This is a genomic window from Nonomuraea composti (genome assembly GCF_012034275.1).
Taxonomy (GTDB): Bacteria; Actinomycetota; Actinomycetes; order Streptosporangiales; family Streptosporangiaceae; genus Nonomuraea; species Nonomuraea composti.
Window position 1 is genome coordinate 59,392 of the sequence record NZ_JAATEP010000020.1, and the last position, 17,750, is coordinate 77,141.

General features: G+C 73.7%; 21 protein-coding genes. 15 read left to right on the top strand and 6 right to left on the bottom strand.

What is annotated here, in order from left to right; genetic code table 11:
• Positions 1 to 145: 145 nt before the first annotated feature.
• Positions 146 to 907: a PASTA domain-containing protein gene (locus tag HCN51_RS26870; protein ID WP_168012780.1), complete on the top strand. Its 762-nt coding sequence runs from the start codon at positions 146 to 148 to the stop codon at positions 905 to 907.
• Positions 908 to 952: 45 nt separating this feature from the next.
• Complete coding sequence (locus HCN51_RS26875; protein WP_168012782.1) at positions 953 to 2,449, top strand: hypothetical protein; 1,497 nt, start codon at positions 953 to 955, stop codon at positions 2,447 to 2,449.
• A 12-nt stretch (positions 2,450 to 2,461) separates the two neighbouring features.
• Here HCN51_RS26875 and HCN51_RS26880 read toward each other — a convergent pair whose 3' ends face one another.
• Positions 2,462 to 3,058 (bottom strand): helix-turn-helix domain-containing protein, encoded by a 597-nt coding sequence (locus HCN51_RS26880; RefSeq protein ID WP_206067913.1) that lies wholly within the window; start codon positions 3,056 to 3,058, stop codon positions 2,462 to 2,464.
• Between the two features lie 80 nt (positions 3,059 to 3,138).
• Here HCN51_RS26880 and HCN51_RS26885 point away from each other — a divergent pair, with 80 nt between their 5' ends.
• The gene (locus HCN51_RS26885; protein WP_168012786.1) at positions 3,139 to 3,759 is read left to right on the top strand and encodes an SAM-dependent methyltransferase; all 621 of its coding nucleotides are present in this window, start codon (positions 3,139 to 3,141) and stop codon (positions 3,757 to 3,759) included.
• 21 nt (positions 3,760 to 3,780) lie between these two features.
• Complete coding sequence (locus tag HCN51_RS26890; protein WP_168012788.1) at positions 3,781 to 4,272, top strand: DinB family protein; 492 nt, start codon at positions 3,781 to 3,783, stop codon at positions 4,270 to 4,272.
• A gap of 30 nt (positions 4,273 to 4,302) precedes the next feature.
• Here the strand turns inward: HCN51_RS26890 and HCN51_RS26895 are convergent, their stop codons facing one another.
• Positions 4,303 to 4,896 (bottom strand): ankyrin repeat domain-containing protein, encoded by a 594-nt coding sequence (locus HCN51_RS26895; protein ID WP_346433814.1) that lies wholly within the window; start codon positions 4,894 to 4,896, stop codon positions 4,303 to 4,305.
• A gap of 101 nt (positions 4,897 to 4,997) precedes the next feature.
• Positions 4,998 to 5,540, bottom strand: a complete 543-nt coding sequence (locus HCN51_RS26900) for a GlcG/HbpS family heme-binding protein (protein ID WP_168012790.1) — start codon at positions 5,538 to 5,540, stop codon at positions 4,998 to 5,000.
• 200 nt (positions 5,541 to 5,740) lie between these two features.
• On the opposite strand from HCN51_RS26900, the gene HCN51_RS26905 reads away from it, so the two are divergent.
• Genes HCN51_RS26905 through HCN51_RS26915 form a run of 3 tightly spaced genes read left to right on the top strand, consistent with a single transcriptional unit; the run spans position 5,741 to position 8,411 of the window.
• Positions 5,741 to 6,925, top strand: coding sequence for a sensor histidine kinase (locus HCN51_RS26905; protein WP_168012791.1), 1,185 nt, complete (start codon positions 5,741 to 5,743; stop codon positions 6,923 to 6,925).
• Positions 6,922 to 7,545 carry a response regulator gene (locus HCN51_RS26910; RefSeq protein ID WP_168012793.1) on the top strand — a complete coding sequence of 208 codons (624 nt, stop codon included), beginning with the start codon at positions 6,922 to 6,924 and terminating at the stop codon, positions 7,543 to 7,545. Before HCN51_RS26905 ends, HCN51_RS26910 begins: the two co-directional genes overlap by 4 nt.
• Before the next feature lie 53 nt (positions 7,546 to 7,598).
• Entirely contained in the window at positions 7,599 to 8,411 is an 813-nt protein-coding gene (locus tag HCN51_RS26915) for an MBL fold metallo-hydrolase (protein ID WP_346433815.1), read from the top strand.
• Between the two features lie 6 nt (positions 8,412 to 8,417).
• Here HCN51_RS26915 and HCN51_RS26920 read toward each other — a convergent pair whose 3' ends face one another.
• A complete protein-coding gene (locus HCN51_RS26920; protein ID WP_080038304.1) occupies positions 8,418 to 8,813 on the bottom strand; it encodes a RidA family protein in 396 nt (131 codons plus the stop codon).
• 110 nt (positions 8,814 to 8,923) lie between these two features.
• On the opposite strand from HCN51_RS26920, the gene HCN51_RS26925 reads away from it, so the two are divergent.
• Positions 8,924 to 9,901, top strand: a complete 978-nt coding sequence (locus HCN51_RS26925) for a helix-turn-helix transcriptional regulator (RefSeq protein ID WP_168012797.1) — start codon at positions 8,924 to 8,926, stop codon at positions 9,899 to 9,901.
• A 79-nt stretch (positions 9,902 to 9,980) separates the two neighbouring features.
• Here HCN51_RS26925 and HCN51_RS26930 read toward each other — a convergent pair whose 3' ends face one another.
• Positions 9,981 to 10,919 carry an MBL fold metallo-hydrolase gene (locus tag HCN51_RS26930; protein WP_168012799.1) on the bottom strand — a complete coding sequence of 313 codons (939 nt, stop codon included), beginning with the start codon at positions 10,917 to 10,919 and terminating at the stop codon, positions 9,981 to 9,983.
• A gap of 74 nt (positions 10,920 to 10,993) precedes the next feature.
• Here HCN51_RS26930 and HCN51_RS26935 point away from each other — a divergent pair, with 74 nt between their 5' ends.
• The 4 genes from HCN51_RS26935 (at position 10,994) to HCN51_RS26950 (ending at position 14,728) form a co-directional block, all read left to right on the top strand.
• Positions 10,994 to 11,698 carry a TetR/AcrR family transcriptional regulator gene (locus HCN51_RS26935; protein WP_168012801.1) on the top strand — a complete coding sequence of 235 codons (705 nt, stop codon included), beginning with the start codon at positions 10,994 to 10,996 and terminating at the stop codon, positions 11,696 to 11,698.
• Positions 11,695 to 12,498 (top strand): alpha/beta fold hydrolase, encoded by an 804-nt coding sequence (locus HCN51_RS26940; protein ID WP_168012803.1) that lies wholly within the window; start codon positions 11,695 to 11,697, stop codon positions 12,496 to 12,498. The genes HCN51_RS26935 and HCN51_RS26940 overlap by 4 nt, the downstream gene beginning before the upstream one ends.
• Positions 12,492 to 13,259, top strand: coding sequence for a MerR family transcriptional regulator (locus tag HCN51_RS26945; protein WP_168012805.1), 768 nt, complete (start codon positions 12,492 to 12,494; stop codon positions 13,257 to 13,259). Before HCN51_RS26940 ends, HCN51_RS26945 begins: the two co-directional genes overlap by 7 nt.
• A 125-nt stretch (positions 13,260 to 13,384) precedes the next feature.
• Positions 13,385 to 14,728, top strand: a complete 1,344-nt coding sequence (locus tag HCN51_RS26950) for a carotenoid oxygenase family protein (RefSeq protein WP_168012807.1) — start codon at positions 13,385 to 13,387, stop codon at positions 14,726 to 14,728.
• Between the two features lie 13 nt (positions 14,729 to 14,741).
• Here HCN51_RS26950 and HCN51_RS26955 read toward each other — a convergent pair whose 3' ends face one another.
• Entirely contained in the window at positions 14,742 to 15,713 is a 972-nt protein-coding gene (locus tag HCN51_RS26955; protein ID WP_168012809.1) for an MBL fold metallo-hydrolase, read from the bottom strand.
• A 183-nt stretch (positions 15,714 to 15,896) separates the two neighbouring features.
• Between HCN51_RS26955 and HCN51_RS26960 the strand changes: the two genes are divergently transcribed.
• Genes HCN51_RS26960 through HCN51_RS26970 form a run of 3 tightly spaced genes read left to right on the top strand, consistent with a single transcriptional unit; the run spans position 15,897 to position 17,727 of the window.
• Positions 15,897 to 16,430, top strand: a complete 534-nt coding sequence (locus tag HCN51_RS26960; RefSeq protein ID WP_168012812.1) for a DUF3307 domain-containing protein — start codon at positions 15,897 to 15,899, stop codon at positions 16,428 to 16,430.
• A gap of 26 nt (positions 16,431 to 16,456) precedes the next feature.
• Entirely contained in the window at positions 16,457 to 17,266 is an 810-nt protein-coding gene (locus HCN51_RS26965; protein ID WP_168012814.1) for an alpha/beta fold hydrolase, read from the top strand.
• Positions 17,266 to 17,727, top strand: a complete 462-nt coding sequence (locus HCN51_RS26970; RefSeq protein ID WP_168012816.1) for a GbsR/MarR family transcriptional regulator — start codon at positions 17,266 to 17,268, stop codon at positions 17,725 to 17,727. Before HCN51_RS26965 ends, HCN51_RS26970 begins: the two co-directional genes overlap by 1 nt.
• Positions 17,728 to 17,750: the final 23 nt, after the last annotated feature.

Below are 17,750 nucleotides of genomic sequence, written 5' to 3' on the forward strand. Positions count from 1 at the left end.
CCGTAGGGGAGGGCCGGTCGCGAAGGCCAGCCGTTTTTCGCCCGCCCCAGGTCGCTCCGTCCCGTTCCACGCGCCGGAACACCGATGGAACGCCCCACTGACGACGGCTCCGGAAGCGGGAGCCGCGCAGGAGGAGGAGAGGCCCATGAACCTGAGACGCGTGTTCGGCCTGATGGCGGGCACGGCGCTGGCCGTGGCCGGCCTGGCCGGGCCGGCGCGGTCCGCGTCGGCGGCGCTGGCGCTGCCGTTCGCGACCCCGACCACCTGCACCTTCCAGACGTTCAACACGGGGAACTTCCTGACGGCCGTCGGCGGCGGCGGCCGCACGAGCGACGTCATCCACTCGAACGCCACCGTGGCCCGCTCCTGGGAGCGGTTCACGCTCGTCGACGCGGGCGACGGCGTGCACTTCGGCATCAAGACGCTGACCGGCAACTTCCTCACCGCCGTCGGCGGCGGCGGGCGGACCACCGACGTCGTGCACTCCGACGCGACCCTGCTGCAGGCATGGGAGAAGTTCGCGCTGATCCGCCAGGGCGGCGACGGGTTCGCCATCCAGACCGTGGACGGCCACTACCTGACCGCCGTCGGCGGCGGCGGCCGCACCACCGACGTCGTCCACAGCGACGCGACGCTGATCCAGTCGTGGGAGACCTTCCGCGTCCAGTGCGGCCTGACCACGGTGCCGAACGTGCAGGGCTTCGACGACGCCTCCGCCCGTCAGGCGATCGTGGCGGCCGGGCTGGCCGTCGGGTCGGTCACGTTCGACAACACCTGCAAGGACGTGTTCGGGACCGTGCTGTTCTCCACGCCCGGCGCCGGCACGACGGTGGCGCGGGGCTCGGCGGTGAACCTCAGGGAGTCCAGCGGGGTGGACGCCCAGGGCCGGCCCTGCGTGCTCCCCTGATGCTCGTGACCGGCTGATCCGCAAGGGCATGGCTACGATGCCGCCATGCCCTTCGATCTTGCGTCCCTCGGCTTCGGGATCTTGTTCGCCGCCCTGTTCGCGGGGCTGCCCCTGGCGACCGCGGCCACTGCCGTCCCCGCTGCGGTGCTGTCCGCCCCGGCCGGCCGGCACGACCTCGTGCGCCGGGGCGTGGTCGTCGTGGGGCTGTTCACGTCGTTCTGCGGCGCCCTGATCATGGGGCTCGGGGCATGGCTGGCCCGTGCGGACACCCGCTACGGCGCCCTGGAGAGCCTCGGCTTCCTGCTGCTGAGCCTCCTCGGCGCGGGGCTGCTCATGGGCGGCCTCGGCCCGCTGCCCTCGTGGCTGCTGGAGCTCGCCGCTCGCGCCGCGGAACGGCTGCCGCTGCCGTTCCGCCTGGCGGCCCGGGACCTGGCCCACCGCCGTATCCCGGCGGTGGCGGCGATCACGCTGGCGATGCTGGCGAGCGCCGCCGGCATCGCCGTGACGGTCATCGCGACCGGTGAGACGACCCAGGACAGGGCCGCCTACCAGCCGCAGGCCCGGCCGGGCGCGTTGGTGGTCCGGCCGGGCTTCCCGCTCACGGAGGGGTTCTCGGCGGCCGAGGCGGGCGCCGTGCGGGCGGCGATCGAGCGCGAGTTACCCGGCGTGCCGATCGTCGAGGTCGAGGAGGTCCACGAATCGGACCGGTACCTGCACGCGACGGCGGAGGCCGCCGAGCTGCCGGACGAGGTCGTCTACTGGCCCCAGGCCATCGGGGACGAGAGGCTGCTGCGCTACCTCACCGGTGACCAGTCCACGCCCTACGACGAGGGCAAGGCCGTGGTGATCGTCTCCGGCGACGTGCGGGCCGATGCGGTCGAGCTGTCGTACGAGATCAGCGCCGACGACGAGAACGCGAGGACCAAGACGATCCCGGCGGCCGTCGCCAGGCCCGCCACCCCCCACATGGCGGCGATCTTCGTCCCCTCGAAGATCGTCCGGGACCTCGGCTACCCGCTCCAGCCGGCCGAGCTCATCGTCGACCCCACCCTTCACCGGGTCACGGAGCAGGAGCGGGAGCGCCTCGACCGCCGGCTGGACGACGACCTCGCGCGGACCTACGTCGAGCGGGGCTTCCAGGCTTCGACCCGATGTCTGCCGATCGCCGCGGCGGCGCTGCTGCTCGCCCTCGCAAGCGCGCTCGCGCCCGGCTTCGGCCAGGCCGCGAACGGCCGCCAGGCCCGGGTCCTGAGGCGGACCGGCAGCGGATCGGGCGCCGCGTTCCGGTGGTTCTGCGCGGGCCGGGCGGGGCTGAGCGCGTTGCTCGGGACGGTGCTCGGCGCGGCCGCCGGATGCCTCGCCGGGATGTTGCTGCTGTGGCCGCTGACGGCGTCCAGCAGCTGGGACGACCCGCCAAGGGTGCCCTTCGAGACGCCCTGGGCGGCGGTCGTGTCCGTCGTCGCGGGCCTTCCCCTGCTGGCCGCGGCCCTGGGCGCGCTGCTCGCCCGCGAACGGCCACCCGTCCCTCCGTCCCGGCACTGAAGCCCCGCCGGGTCAGGCGGGCCGGTGCGGGTCGGCGTGGACGTGGGTGCGCATGCCCTGCGGGTCGAACAGGATCAGCAGCTCGACCACCCCGCCGTCGGCGCTGCCCAGCCAGTGCGGCAATGACGTGTCGAACTCGGCAGCCTCGCCCGGCGGCAACGTCAGGTCCCGCTCGCCGAGGAGGAGCCGCAGGCGGCCGTTGAGCACGTACAGCCACTCGAAGCCGTCATGGGTCTGCGGCGTCGGCACGAGCGGTTCCGGCCGCGCGGGGATGATCATCTTGAACGCCTGCACCCCGCCCGGCCGGCGCGACAGCGGCACGAACGTCATCCCGAACCGGTGGATCGGCGTGAGATGGATCCGGGGATCGCCGGTGCGCGGGGCGCCCACCAGATCGTCCAGCGGCACGTTGTACGTGCGCGCCAGCGGCAGCAGCAGCTCCAGCGTCGCCCGCCGCTGGCCGCTCTCCAGCCGCGACAACGTGCTCTCGGAGACGCCGGTCGTGGTCGCGAGGTCGGCGAGGGTCAGGCCGCGATGCCGGCGCAACGCCCGCAGCCTCGGCCCCACCGCGTCCAGCACCTCGTCCAGGTCGTGGTCCACGCCCGCCATCTTGCCAGAACCGCAAGATTTCGTGCCAGAACGCGCGCTTCTGGCGAGACTGGGCGGACACCTCTCGAAAAGGAGCCCCCATGACCGAAGCGGTCACGTTCTGGGACGGCGTGTACGCGGCACGACCCGCCGCCACCCGCCCCCGTCCGAACACCCGCCTCACCGAAGTGGTCACGCCCCTGCCGCCCGGCGACGCGCTCGACCTCGGCTGCGGCGACGGCGGCGACGCGCTGTGGCTGGCCGGGCAGGGCTGGCGGGTCACCGCCGCCGACATCTCCGCCGTCGCGGTCGAACGGCTCGCGGCACTCGCCGGCGCGCACGGCCTCGGCGACCGTATCACCGCCGTGCGGCACGACCTGCGCGACTCGTTCCCGGACGGCACGTTCGACCTGATCTGCGCCCACTACCTGCACACGCCCTTCGACCTCGACCGGGCGGGCGTGCTGCGCGCGGCCGCGCACGCGCTGCGTCCCGGCGGGCGGCTGCTGGTCGTCGACCACGGCTCCACCGCGCCCTGGTCGTGGAACCAGGACCCCGACGCCCGGTACCCGAGCCCGCGGGAGGTCGCGGCGGGCATCGCGCTGGACCCGGCGGCGTGGACGATCGAGCGCGCCGACGCGCCCCGCAGGATCGCGACCGGGCCGGGCGGGCGCACCGCCGAGGTCACCGACCACGTCCTGCTCATCCGCCGCACCCCCTGAACCCACCGGAGAGAAGGCACCATGCCCACCACCACCCGCCGCCGTGACACGCCGCCGCCCCGCACCGGGAGCGGCGAGGCCGAGGTCCTGCGCGGCTTCCTCGACTACCTCAGGGCCTCGATCGCCGCCAAGGTCGACGGCGCCCCCGACCCCGAGGCCCGCACGGCCGCCGTTCCGTCCGGGACGAACCTGCTCGGCCTGCTCAACCACCTGACCTGCGTCGAACGTGCCACGTTCCTCGGGGAGGACGTCACCGACTGGCCGGCCACGTTCACGGCCGAGCCGCAGGACAGCGTGGCCGACGTCGTGGCCCGCTACCGGGAGACGGTCGAGCGCGCGAACGCCGTGCTCGACGGTTGCGCCGACCTGGGCGCGCCCGTCCCCAGGCCCCGGCCGGGCCGCCCGGCGCCCAGCGTCCGGTGGGCGCTCACCCACCTGATCGAGGAGACCGGCCGGCACGCGGGGCACGCCGACATCCTGCGCGAGCTGATCGACGGCACCACCGGCCGCTGACTCGATGGTTCAGCGGGCGTCCACCAATGGTCAGCGGGCGCCGGCCGCGCGGAGCAGGGCGGCCACCTCCGTCTGGCCCTTGGCGAGCGCGTGGGAGAGCGGCGTGACGCCGTCGCGGTCGGCGAGGTCCACGTCGGCGCCGGCCGCCACCAGCAGGCGCACGATCTCCTGGTACGGCGGGCCGCCGTCGCCGAGGATGACCGCCTCCAGCAGCCCGGTCCACCCCAGGTCGTTGACGTGGTTCACGTCGATCCCCGTCTTCAGCACCTCGCGGATGTAGTCCACGTGCCCCCGCTCGCAGGCCGGGATGAGGGACACCCCTCCGTACCGGTTGCGCACGGTCAGGTCGGGCCCGGCCGGCAGCAGCGCGCGCAGCATGGCGACGCTGCCGGTCACACCGGTGACGAGCCACGGGGTGGCCCGGTCGGCGTCCTGCGCGTCGGGGTCGGCGCCGGCCTCGACCAGCACCTCGGCCACCTCGACGTGATCGGCCGCGGCGGCGAGCAGCAGCGCCGTGCGCCGCCGGTCGTCGCGGGCCTCGACGTCGGCCCCGCGCCGGAGCGCGTCGCGGACGGCGCCGGCGTCCCCTCGCGCCGCCGCCGCCAGCAGTTCCTCGTTGACCACACCATCTCCTTCTTCCGCCTTGGGGGCGCCGCACGCCGTGAGGATCGACCCGAGCAGGGACAGCAGGACGGATCTGCGCCCGATCACGAACGCGCGGCCGCTCACCGCAGCCGGCCCGCCACCGCCTTGAGGCCGGCGCGGGCGATGGCCTCGTCGATGTCGCCGCTCGGCGCCCCGCCGACGCCGATGCCCGCCACCGGCGCGCCGCCGGAGGCGACGGGGACCCCGCCGCCGAGGAAGAGCGTACCGGGGATGTCGGCGATGCTCGGGCCGCCGCCGTCGAGGCCCTTGGCGAGCTCGCTGGTCGCCCGGCCGAAGGAGACCGCCGTGAACGCCTTGCGCCGGGCCGACTCCTCGGTCTGCGGCCCGGCGCCGTCGCCCTTGGCGACCAGCCGGGTCGCGCCGGAACGGTCGACGATCACGACGGTCACCTTCTGCTTCTGCCGGGCGGCTTCGTGCATCGCCGCCTCGGCGATCTCCAGGGCGGCGCCGGACGACAGCACCTCCGTCTGGACGACCGCCTGGCCGTCCTTCACGGATGGCGTGGCCGCCTGGGCGGCAGCGGGGGCGAAGGCGGCGGCCACGAGGGCGAGGCCCGCCAGCGGGGCGGCGGCGCCGCGGCGGGCGCGCAGGGATCCGGTCATCGTCTCTTCCGTTCGTCAGAAGGTGTTCGAGCAGGTCGAAGCCTTTCAGCGGCAGCGCGGGCAGCCATCGGGAGCATGAACGATCCCGCGGCGTCAACCGGTCGAGCCGCCGATCAACCGATCGGTTGATGTGCCGCCGGCACGTCCCAGCCCGGTCCCCGGCAGCGCATAAGGTCGGGGCAGCACGGACGGGGAGGGTGATGAGGGAGCGCGTCTGGCTCAACTGGGCCATGCATGTGGGCTTCTACCTGCTGCTGGTCGCCTCGGCGCTCAGGCTGGTGTCCCGGCACGGCATGGTCGCGCAGACCGTGGCCGCGCTGGTCGTCTGCGCGGTCCTCGCGCTGGCGTACCTGGTGGGCGTGGTGTCCTGGAGCCGGCTCGGGCGCCGGCGGGTGGTCTGGCTGGGCTGCGTGGCGGCGGTCTGGCTGGGGCTGGTGGTCGTCGCGCCGTCGTTCAGCTGGTGCGCGGTGCCGCTGCTGTTCCTGTGCCTGCGGTTGCTGAACGCGCGCGCGTTCGCGGTGGCGGCGGCGGTGCTCACGCTGGTCGTGATCGCGGCCCAGACCAAGATCGCTCAGGAGGTCGATCCGAGCCTGATCCTCGCGCCCATCGGGATCGCCGCCATGACGGCGGTGACGTTCTGGGAGCTCCAGCGCGAGAGCGCCGCCCGCCAGTTGCTCATCGACGACCTGATCAGCACCCGGGAGACCCTCGCCGACTCGCGGCACCGCACCGGCGTGCTGGAGGAGCGCGAGCGGCTCGCCAGGGAGATCCACGACACCCTCGCCCAGGGGCTGACCAGCATGGGGATCCTGCTGCAGGCCGCCGACCGGGTGTGGGCCGCCGACCCCGAGCTCGCCCGCGCCCACGTACGTCGCGCCGCCGAGGCCGCCGCGGAGAACCTCGGCGAGGCCCGCCGGTTCGTCCGCGACCTGCGACCGCCGGGCCTGGACGGCACCACGCTGCCCGAAGCCCTGGCCCGGCTCTGCGCGAACGGCGGCGACGACGCTCCGCGGGTGCATCTGCGGGTGGAGGGCGAGCAGTACCCGCTGGAGCCGGGCGTGCAGACGGCGCTGCTGCGCGTGGCCCAGGGCGCGCTGGCCAACGTCCGCGACCACGCGGGCGCCGCGAACGCCACGATCACCCTGTCCTACCTGGACGGCGAGGTCACCCTGGACGTCTTCGACGACGGCGCCGGCTTCGCCGAGCCCGCCCCGGCCCCAGGCCGCGGGTACGGGCTGCGCGCGATGCGCGATCGGCTGGCCGGGGTGCGCGGCGTCCTGATCGTCGAGAGCGCACCGGGTGAGGGCACGGCGCTCGCCGCCCGCGTCCCCGTCCCTGGCCCGGCCACGCCGCCGGTGCGCGAGCAGGAGGTGGGCGCGCGATGAGGCTGTTCCTGGTGGACGACCATCCGGTCGTACGGGCGGGCCTGGTGGCGCTGCTCGGCGGCGAGGACGACATCGAGATCGTCGGCGAGGCGGCCGGCGCCGACGAGGCCCTGCGCGGGATCGCCGCGCGCAGGCCCGACGTCGTGCTCATGGACCTGCAGCTCGGCGACGGCATCGACGGCGTCGAGGCCACCCGCCGGATCCGGGCGCTGCCCGCGCCGCCGCAGGTCCTCGTCCTGACGACGTACGAGACCGACGCGGACGTCCTGCGCGCCGTGGCCGCCGGCGCCACCGGATACCTGCTCAAGGTGTGCCCGCCGGAGGAGCTGTTCCAGGGCATCAGGGCCGCCGCCAGGGGAGAGAGCGTCCTGTCGGCCAAGGTGGCGGCGCGGATGATGCGGCGGCTGCGCGACCCCGGCCCGGCGCTGAGCGTCCGGGAGGTGGAGATCCTGGAGCTGCTGGCCAGCGGCGCCGGCAACCGCGAGATCGCCAGGCGGCTGTTCATCACGGAGGCGACGGTCAAGACCCACCTGGTGCACATCTACGGCAAGCTCGGCGTGGACACCCGTACCGCCGCCGTCACCGCCGCCGTGGAGCGGCGCCTGATCAGGCTGCCCTGACCCCGGTGTGTCGCAGACCGCCGCGCGCCCGGCGGGCGGGCAGCATGGGAGGCGTGCGTGCGGACGAGGAGGACCTGCCCCGGCAGGAGTGTGCCGTGACGGTGCTGGGCGGCCCCACGGCCGTCATCGATCTCGGGGGCCTGCGGATCGTCGTCGATCCCACCTTCGACGACCCCGGCCCCCACGGCTACCTGACCAAGACGACCGGCCCCGCCGTGCCGGAGAGCCGGCTGGGGCCGGTCGACGCGGTGCTGGTCAGCCACGACGCCCACCCGGACAACCTCGACGACCGGGGCCGCGCCTTCGCCATGGCCGCCCCGCTGACCCTCACCGTCCCCAGCGCCGCCGCGCGGCTCGGCCCCCGGGCGGCCGGGCTGGCCCCCTGGGCCACCCGCACGCTGCCGCGCCGGGACGGCGGCGGCGACCTGACCGTCCAGGCCGTGCCCGCCGTCCACGGGCCCGAGGACGGCGAGCGCGACCCGCAAGGCCACATCAACTGCGAGGTCACCGGCTTCGTCCTGTCCGGTATGGGCCTGCCCACCGTCTACGTCAGCGGCGACAACGCCTCGATGCGGGCCGTGGCCGAGATCGCCCGGCGCGTCCCGGACATCGACGCGGCCGTGCTCAATGCCGGGGCGGCCCGCGTCCAGGGCAAGTTCCGCGAGCGTCCCGTGTCCATGGACGCCCGCCGGGTCGCGGCCGCCGCCGCCGTGCTGGGCGTCGCCGTCGTCATCCCCGCCCACTACGACGGGTGGACGCACTTCTCCGAAGGGCGGGCGGAGCTGGAGACGGCGTTCGACGAGGCCGGCCTGTCCGCGCTGCTGCGCCTGACCGGGCACGGCTCCTGGTCGGCGCTACGCGGCTGAACGACCTCAGGCGACCGCCGTCCCCTCAAGCTCGACCATCAGGTCGGGGATCGCCAGCCGCGTCACCCCGAGCATCGTGGTGGACGGCGCCACCCCGGCCGCGCCCAGCCGTGACGCCAGCACCCCGTAGTGCTCGAAGAGGCGGTCGACGTCGGTGGTGTAGACGTTGAGCCGGACCAGGTTCGCCAGCGACATGCCGGCCTCGCCGAGCACGGCCTCCAGGTTGTCGAGGCTCGACGCGAGCTGCGCCGCCAGGTCACCCGCGTGCTCCGGCTTGCCGTCGGCGCTCATCGCGGTCTGCCCCGAGCAGTACAGGGTGCGGGTGTGCCCCGAGACCAGCTCGCCCTGGTTGTAGCCCAGCTGCACCGACCACGGCCACGGGTTGATCGCCGTTCGCTCCATCGCCACATCAGCTCCTATCGAATCGTCAGCAATCTGTACGGGTTCGTACGACGAAGAGCCTCCCAACGAATCACGACATCCTGTGTCGTGTATTTCGATAGGGTTTTCGCATGCGTGCCGACCGGCTGGTCTCGCTGGTCCTGCTGCTGCGGCAGCACGGCCGGCTGTCCGCGACAGCGCTGGCCAGAGAGCTGGAGGTGTCCACCCGCACCGTGCTGCGCGACATCGAGGCGCTGTCGGCGGCCGGCGTCCCGGTCTACGCCGAACGCGGGCGGCACGGCGGGTTCGCGTTGCTGCCCGGCTTCCGTACCGAGCTGACCGGGCTGAATCCCGACGAAGCCCTCGCCCTGCTCGTCGCCGGGTCGCGGCGCGGCGCGCAGGCGTTCGGCCTCGGCTCGGCGCTCGCCTCGGCGATGCTCAAAGTGGTCGACGCGCTGCCCGAGAGCTACCGCGCCACCGCGGCCGGCGCGGCCGAGCGGCTGCTCATCGACCCCGAGACCGACCTGCTCTCGCGCCGGCTGGCCGCCGAGGAGGTGCCCGACGCCATCGCGGCCGAGGTCCTGCGGGCGGTGTTCGCCGGGCACAAGCTGCGCATCCACTACGCGGCGGCGGCCGACCGGAGCCCTGAATGGCGCACGGTGGACCCGATCGGCCTGGTCACCGTGCGCGACCGCGGCTACCTGCTGGCCACGCGGTCGGGGGCGGACCGCACGTACCGGCTGTCGCGGATCCTGGCCGCCGAGGAGCTTCCCGAGCCCGCCCAGCGCCCCGACCGGGTCGATCTGGACCGGGCCTGGCAGGAACGCAGCACCCGCTTCCGCAGCGGCGGCGACCAGGTCACCGTCCTGCTGCGGCTGGACCCGGCGCGGCGGGAGGAGCTGGCGGGCACTGCGCTGGCCGTCCACACCGAGAAATGTGACACGGACGGGTGGCTGCGGATGGAGGCGAGCTTCCAGGACGGGCGGCACGCGGTGTGGGCGCTGTGGCAGCTCGGCCTCGCCGCCGAGGCCCTGGACCCGCCGTGGCTGCGCACCGCCCTGCACGACCGCGCCACCGCGCTCGCCACCCGCTACGGGACGCCCTCTTGAGAGCCGTCCGCTACAGGAGGACGTTCTCCTGGGAGCCGTCCGCCCCCGAACGTTCCGCCTGGGGGAGCCGTTCGCGCGGTCAGTGCTGCGCGCCGGCGTAGAAGGCGCGGGCGGCGAAGCCGATCCATTCGGGGCGTTCCCAGGTGGCCCAGCGGGCGCGGGCCTCCTCGTCGATCCGCGCCGCCGCCTCGTCGGCCGAGACACCGGCCGCGCGTAGCCGCGTGACCTCCCCGTACACGTGGTCGAGGTAGTCGCGGACGTCGCGGATCAGGGTGACGTCCGCCACCTCGCCGTGGCCGGGCACGACGATCTCGGGGTCGCGCGCGATCAGGTCGTCGAGGACGCCGATCCAGCCGGGGCCGTTGACGTCCACGTCGTACGGCGGGAAGTACGGCGCGATCGGGAAGATGCGCGTCTCGATCAGGTCGCCCCCGAACAGCACCCGGTCGTCGATGACGATGACCTGGTCGGAGCCGGTGTGCGCGGGCCCGACCGCCCGCAGCGCCGCCTTGCGCCCGCCGAGGTCGAGCTCGGCCGCGCCCTCGTAGACCAGGTCGGGATCGACGAGCTCGACCCCTTCGAGCTCGGCCGCCGCGGCGGCGCTCAGCCCCCTGAACATCTCCACGTAGGAGGCGCCCTTGCGGTGCAGCTCGGCGCGCTGGGAGGCGTTGTAGACGATCGTCGCCACGCCCTTGAACGCCTGCGCCCCGAACCCGTGCTCCGGGTGGAAGTGCGTGACGGTCAGGTACAGGTGCCGGTCTCCGGCCAGGCGCCGGGCCTGCTCCAGCACGTACGCGCCGTTGCGGGGCCCCATGCCGGTGTCGATGACCAGCGCGGAGTGCTCGCCGACGACGATGCCGACGTTCGGGACGAGCTCGACCCGGCCGTCAGGGATGACGTACACGCCGTCGGACAGCTCCACGGGCTCGCCGCGCACGACCGGCGGCGGGCTCGTCCGCACGTCGGGAAGGTCACTCAAGTCGGGGGACGGGTTCGGCGGCACATCGGCGGGGCACATGGTCCGGCTCCAATCTGAACAGTGTTGAGATGAAGCGAGCCTAGCAGACATCTGAGCGGTGTTAAGATCGGGCGATGGCGAGAGAGCGATACCACCACGGCGACCTGCGCGGCGCGCTGCTCGACGCCGCCGAGACCCTGGTGCGCGAGCGCGGCACCGACGGCTGGTCCCTGCGCGAGGCCTCGGCGCGGGTCGGCGTCAGCCCCAGCGCCGCCTACCACCACTTCGCCTCCCGCGACATGCTGGTCCGCGCCCTGTCCGAGCGCACGCTCGCCTGGCTCGGCGAGCGCCTGCGGCACGACTGCGCGCACGCGCCCGGCCAGGAGGACGACCCGCAGCGGCGGCTCATCGCCCTCGGCCGCAGCTACGTGACCTGGGCCCTCGACGACCCGGCCGTCGCCCGGCTCGTCCTGCGCGGCGGCGCCACCGGCCCCGACTCCGCCATCACCCCCCACCCGCACGACGTCCTCACTGCCGAGCTCGATCGGCTCACGGCGGCCGGCGCCCTGCCGGAGCCCGCCCGCGAAGGGGCCGAGTTCGTCGTGTGGGCGGCCCTGCACGGGCTGGCCGTGCTGCTGGCCGACGGCCTGGTCCGCTTCGACGACCCGCACGCGGTCACCCTCCAGACCGAGCGCGTCGTCCGTACCACGCTCAACGGCCTGGCCCAGGAGGCGTCACACGCGGCAGGGCGGCCGGCGGGCCGCTCGGCCCACACCGAACGGCTCGCCCGCGTGGACTTGACCCTGACGCAGCGTCAACCTCCCAGCATGGGGGCATGACCACCGGAACCACGGGCGGCAGCACCGTCCAGACCTTCACGATCCAGCACGACGGCGTCACGATCCCCGTCTCCCGCGGCGGCCGGGGCCGGCCGCTGGTCCTGTGCCCCGGGCTCAGCTCGACCCAGGCGGACCTGCGCGAGCCCGTCGAGCTGCTGCGGCGCGACCACGACGTGGTGACCTTCGACCTGCGCGGCCACGGCCTGGCCTCGGCCGCCGGCCGGTACTCGTTCCAGGCGTTCCTGAGCGACCTCACCGCCGTGCTGGCGGAGCTGGAGCGGCGCGGGCTGCCCGAGCCGCCCCTGCTCGTGGGCTATTCGCTGGGCGCCGACCTGGCCGTGCACTACGCCGGCGAGCACCCCGGCGCCGTCGCCGGGCTCGTGCTCATCGACGGGGCGAACCCGGTGCCCGAGCCGTTCCTCACCGAGGACGTCCTGCCCGCCTTCCGCGCCCTGTGGGAGGAGGCGGCCACCCGGCAGCGGGCCGCAGGCCAGGTGCTGCTCACCGGCCAGGAGATCCTCGACCTCAACCTCGAGATCGACGCCGTCCGAGCGCAGATCCTCGACCGGTACGCCGCGATCGACCGGCCCATCGCCATGATCATGTCCACCGCGATGGCCGGCGACGAGGAACGGTTCAACCGCAACTGGCGGGCCGGCGTCGAACGGCTCGTCCGCGAGCACCCGCGCGTCACCACCACCTGGCTCGACGCCGACCACCGGCTGATCGTCACCCACGCTCACGACATCGCCCGCGTCATCCGGCACCTGAGCGCGTCGTGGAGACTGGAGCGATGCTGACGATCGGCGAGCTGGCGGCGTACACCGGGGTGACCGTGCGCACGGTGCGGCACTACCACGCCAAGGGGCTGCTGCCGGAGCCCGAGCGCGACCACTCCGGCTACCGCAGGTACGACGCCAGCGCCGTGGTCGAGCTGATCAGGATCAGGACCCTCGCCGAGGCCGGGGTGCCGCTCGCCCGGGTGGGGGAGCTGCTGCGGGCCGGCGAGGAGGAGTTCGCCGCGGCCGTCGCGGACATCGACCGGCGGCTGGAGGCGGAGATCCGCGAGCGGCAGCGGCACCGCGAGCGCATCGCCCGGCTCGCCTCCGGCGACCGCCTCGCCCTGCCCCCGGAGGTCGTCGAGCACCTGGACCGGCTGCGGGCGCTCGGCATCGACGAGCGGATCGTCCGGGCCGAGCGCGACGGCTGGATCCCGCTGGCCCTGCACGCTCCCGAGCGGGTCCCGGAGTGGACGGCCCGCAAGCGGGAGCAGCTCGGCGACCCCACGCTCGTCGGCTTCTACCGCACCCTCAGCCAGGCACTCGACCGGGCCGACGACGACCCAGGGCTGGTCGAGCTGGCCGACCGGCTGGCCGCCTACCTCACGCGGATGGCCGCGGAACGCGGCGACGACTACGTCGAGGACACCGGCGTCGACGCCACGCTCGCCCAGCTCATGGACTCGCTGGCGTTCGACACTGTGCCGCCCGCCCGCCGGCTGATCGAGCTGCTGCGGCAGCGCGGCTGGACGGGCTGGACCAGGCTCGAACGCATCCGATAGTTGTGACGCTCTGAGCTGGGCTTCTTCCGCCCGGCTGAGGCGGGCGAGAAGAACAAGACTGCCGGTCGACGGATTTTTCCGGCACGGTGGTCGGCGTCCCCCCACGAGCCGACGGGAGCTCCACCATGTCCGAAACCGTGCCGCTGCATCTGGCGGGCAACAACGCCCCGGTCCCCGACGAGGTGACCCTGGAGCCGTCCGAGGTCGTGGGCGAGATCCCGGCCGAGCTGCGCGGGCAGTTCTTCCGCAACGGGCCCAACCCGCGTACCGGCTGGTCGCCACACTCCTTCGCGGGCGACGGGATGATCCACACCATCGCGCTCGACGGCGGCCGGGCGCGCTGGTACCGCAACCGGTACGTCCGCACCCCGCTGTACGAGCACCCCGGCACGTCCCGCTTCGCCCTCGCCTTCGACCAGGACAGCGGCCGCATCGACTACCGCGTCACCACGGCCAACACCCACCTCATCGCGCACGCGGGCCGGCTGTTCGCGCTGGAGGAGGGCGGCTTCCCGTACGAGGTGACGCCGGACCTGGCCACGATCGGGCCGCACACCTTCGACGGAGCCCTGCGCACCCCGATGACCGCGCACCCGAAGACCTGCCCGAGCACGGGCGAGCTGCTGTTCTTCGGCTACCAGCTGCGCCCGCCGTACCTGACCTACTACCGCGCCTCAGCGGCCGGCGAGGTCGTGCAGACGCGCGTCGTGGACGTGCCGCGCGCGACCATGATGCACGACTTCGCCGTCACCCGGCACCACGTGATCTTCATGGACCTGCCGGTCGTCTTCGACCGCACGCAGGCCGCGGCGGGCGGGCCGCCGTGGCGCTGGGACGACGCGCACCGCGCCCGGTTCGGCGTGCTCGCGCGCGCGGCCGGGCCCGACGCGCCCGTACGCTGGTTCGACGTCACGCCGTGCTACGTCTGGCACACCATGAACGCCTTCGAGGGCCCGGGAGGCGACACGATCACCGTCACCGGCACCCGCGTCCCCACGCTGTGGCGCGACGGCGCCGGCGACCTGGAAGGCGGCCTCCCGGTCGCGTACCGCTGGACGCTGGACCTGCGGTCCGGCGCCGTCGCCGAGGAACCGCTCGACGACGCGCCCAGCGAATATCCCCGCGTGGCCGACCCGGCGCTCGGCCTGCCCCACCGCTACGGCTACACGACCAGCTTCTCCCTGGACGCCGAGCCCGACAGGTCGGAGATCTACGCGTACGACCTCGTCGGCGGCGGACGGGCGGTGCAGCGCCTCCCTCCGGGCCGCACCTGCGGCGAGGCCGTCTTCGTCTCCAGACCGGGGAGCACGGGTGAGAACGACGGCTACCTGATGACGTTCGTGCACGACCGCCGCACCGGCACGAGCCATCTCACCATCCTGGACGCCGCCGACCTGGCCGCGCCCCCGCTGGCCGAGGTGCACGTCCCGGTACGCATCCCCGCGGGCTTCCACGGCAACTGGATCTGAGCCGTTCGCAGGCTCAGGGGCGGCTGCGCTGGTGCTGCTCGGGCAGGCGGCTCGCCGGGTGCGCCCACACCACGACGTTGCCAGGACCGGCGCCCGCTCCCCGGAAGAAGTCGAGGACCTCCTGGTCGGAGTAGCGCAGGCTGAAGTGCACCAGGACGAACAACGTCCGCGGGTGCGCCTCCACCACGGGCTTGAGCCGGCTCCACACGGTGTGCCCGACCCGGTTCGCGCGCTCCAGCTCCGCGTCGTCGAGGAAGGTGCACTCGGTGATGACGACCGGATAGTCGAACAGCCACGGGTTCCGCTCGAACACGCTCACGTGCGTGTCCCCGAGATGGGCGAACAGCGGCCTGCTCACCTCGGCGTCGACCTCGACCCCCTTCTTGCGCTGGAGCGCGACGAACCGGCCGAACTCCGCGCCCCGCCCCTCCGCCGTCATCGACCGCCACATCTCCTCGAACTCCGGCCGCAGCGCCTTGCGCCCCTCCGAGAACGCGTAGCCCACGCAGGGCACCTTGTGCTCGCACTCCACCACCCGCACGTGGTGCCCGCGCCGGCCGAAGACGATCTCGTCGTCCTGCTTCACGCCGTGCAGGCGGTGGCCGCCCGCCAGCGTCGCGTCGAAGGCCGCCCCGTGGTTCAGCTCGGCCGAGGCGCGCAGGTACGCCTCCGCGTACGGCACCGACGCGGCCGGCAGGTAGATGTCCACGCCGGACGCCTTCGAGGCCAGGAAGTCGAGATCCTTGGCGTGGTCGTGATGGGTGTGCGTCAGGAAGACCGTGTCCACCTGCCGCCCCTCGCACAGCCCCGCGTCGAGGCAGCAGCGCAGCTCGGGGATGTGGAAGAAGGTCTTGTCGTTGGCGCGGGAGTAGCCGGTGAGGGTCAGCTCGGTGCCGGGGATCCGCCAGGTCTTCCACTGCCGGAAGGGGTGCCCGCGCTCCAGCAGATCCGGGTGGTCGGGCCAGGGTTCCTGCGCGTGCGTCATGTCAAGGCGCCCTTCCCGAGCGGTCGTGGACGGCGCTCTCCGCCGCCGTCAAGATCGAGCGTCCGCGATCGTAGCGCCGCCATGTTCCGGGAACACACCGATTTTCCCGGCCGATCAGGTCATGACGGCCGCCCGTTGCGCGGTGTGTTTGACTGCAGCCAACCCCGTGGAGAAGGAGCCACCGTGACCAGTGCCAGCGCGGCCGCGATCACCGCCGTCACGTTCGCCGCCCTGTACGCAGGGCACCAGATCGGCGATCACGTGGTGCAGAGCAACAGCACTGCGGTCGCCAAAGGCGTCCCCGACGCGGAGCAACTGGCCAGGGGTGTCTCGCCGTGGACCGGCTGGCGGGCCTGCCTGCGGCATGTCGCCGGATACATCGGTACGCAGGCGGCGGCGCTGGCGCTGGTGTGCGTGGCGGTGCCGATGCAGCTCGCCGGCATGGTGACCGCGCTGCTGGTGTCGGCCGGCACGCACGCGGTGATCGACCGGCGCTGGATCGTGCGCCGGCTGATCGAGCTCAAGAAGTGCCACGACTGGGCGGAGGGGCCGTACCTGATCGACCAGTCCCTGCACGTCGGCGCGATGCTGGTCGCGGCCGTGCTGGCCGTGGTGGTCGATGATTTCGGGGGCGTAGCCGCCGTCGCGATCGGCGCGCTGGCCCTGGTGGGCGCCGCCCTGCTGATCGAACGCCGCTCGGCCACGGCACAGGTGTGACTGACCGGCCCTGCTATATTCAGAAAATGCTGAATCTAGTGAACAAGCTGCCGTTGGAGGGATGTGACCTGCGCTATGCCGACAGCGGCGGCGGAGGGACGCCGGTGGTCTTCACGCACGGCGCCGGGGTCGACCACGCGATGTTCGACGCCCAGGCCGGACACCTGCGCGACCGAGGATTCCGCGTCATCGTCTGGGACCAGCGCGGCCACGGCCTGTCCCGGCCCGCCGGCACCCCGTTCACCGCCGAACGGGCACTCGCCGACCTGTCCGCACTCATCGCACACCTGGCGCTGGACCGCCCCGTGCTGGCCGGCCACTCCCTGGGCGGCAACCTCGGCCAGGCCCTCGTCCGGCGAAACCCCCACCTGGCCCGAGCCCTGATCGTCATCGGCTCGACCTGGAACACCGGGCCGCTGTCCTGGAGCGAACGCCTGCTGCTCAAGCTGGCCGCGCCGGCCCTGCTGGCCCTCCCGGCCGGGCGCCTGCCGGAGCTGATGGCCAACGCCTCCGCGCTCACCCCGGCCGCCCGGGCGGACGCGCGGCGCGCCTTCTCCCAGCTACCCAAGAAGGACTTCGTCCAGGTGTGGAAGGCCACCGTGGAGCTGGTCACCCCCGACCCCGGCCACCGGACGCCCGTACCGCTGTGCCTGATCCGCGGCGACCAGGACCACACCGGCAACATCGCCGCGGCCATGCCCCGATGGGCCCGGGCCGAGGGCGTCGAAGAGGTCGTCATCCCCGACGCGGGCCACCTCTGCACCCAGGACAACCCGCAAGCCGTCAACGCGGCGATCGACACGTTCCTGCACACCCTGCCCCGCGAGGAGCGGTGATGGACGCCGGCAAGCGCACCGCGTTCATCGTCTCGGTCGGTGACCTCCTGGCCTCCTGGAACCTGCCGCACGCCACCGGCCGCGTCTACGGCCTGCTCCTGCTGAGCGAGACACCCCGGTCCCTGGACGAGATCGCCGCGGAACTCGCGCTCAGCAAGGCCTCGGTCAGCACCGCCGTCCGCCAGCTGGACTCCTGGGGACTGGCCAGAACCATCCCCCAGCCCGGCAGCCGCCGTCTGCTGGTGGAGGCCGCCGGCGGGATCGCATCCCTCCTGGAGGCCAGCCACGCCCGCGCCCGAACCCTGATCGCCGCCCTCCGCGAAGGCGAGGACCTGGTCGGCCCCGGCCCCGCACGCCGGCGGCTCCAGGACGTGATCGGGTTGTTCTCCGGATATGTGGACGTCGGGAGCGAGCTGCTCGCCGCGTACCGGCGGCAGCAGGAACGCCGCGAGAACGACTGACTGCCCAGCGGCCACCGGCGCTG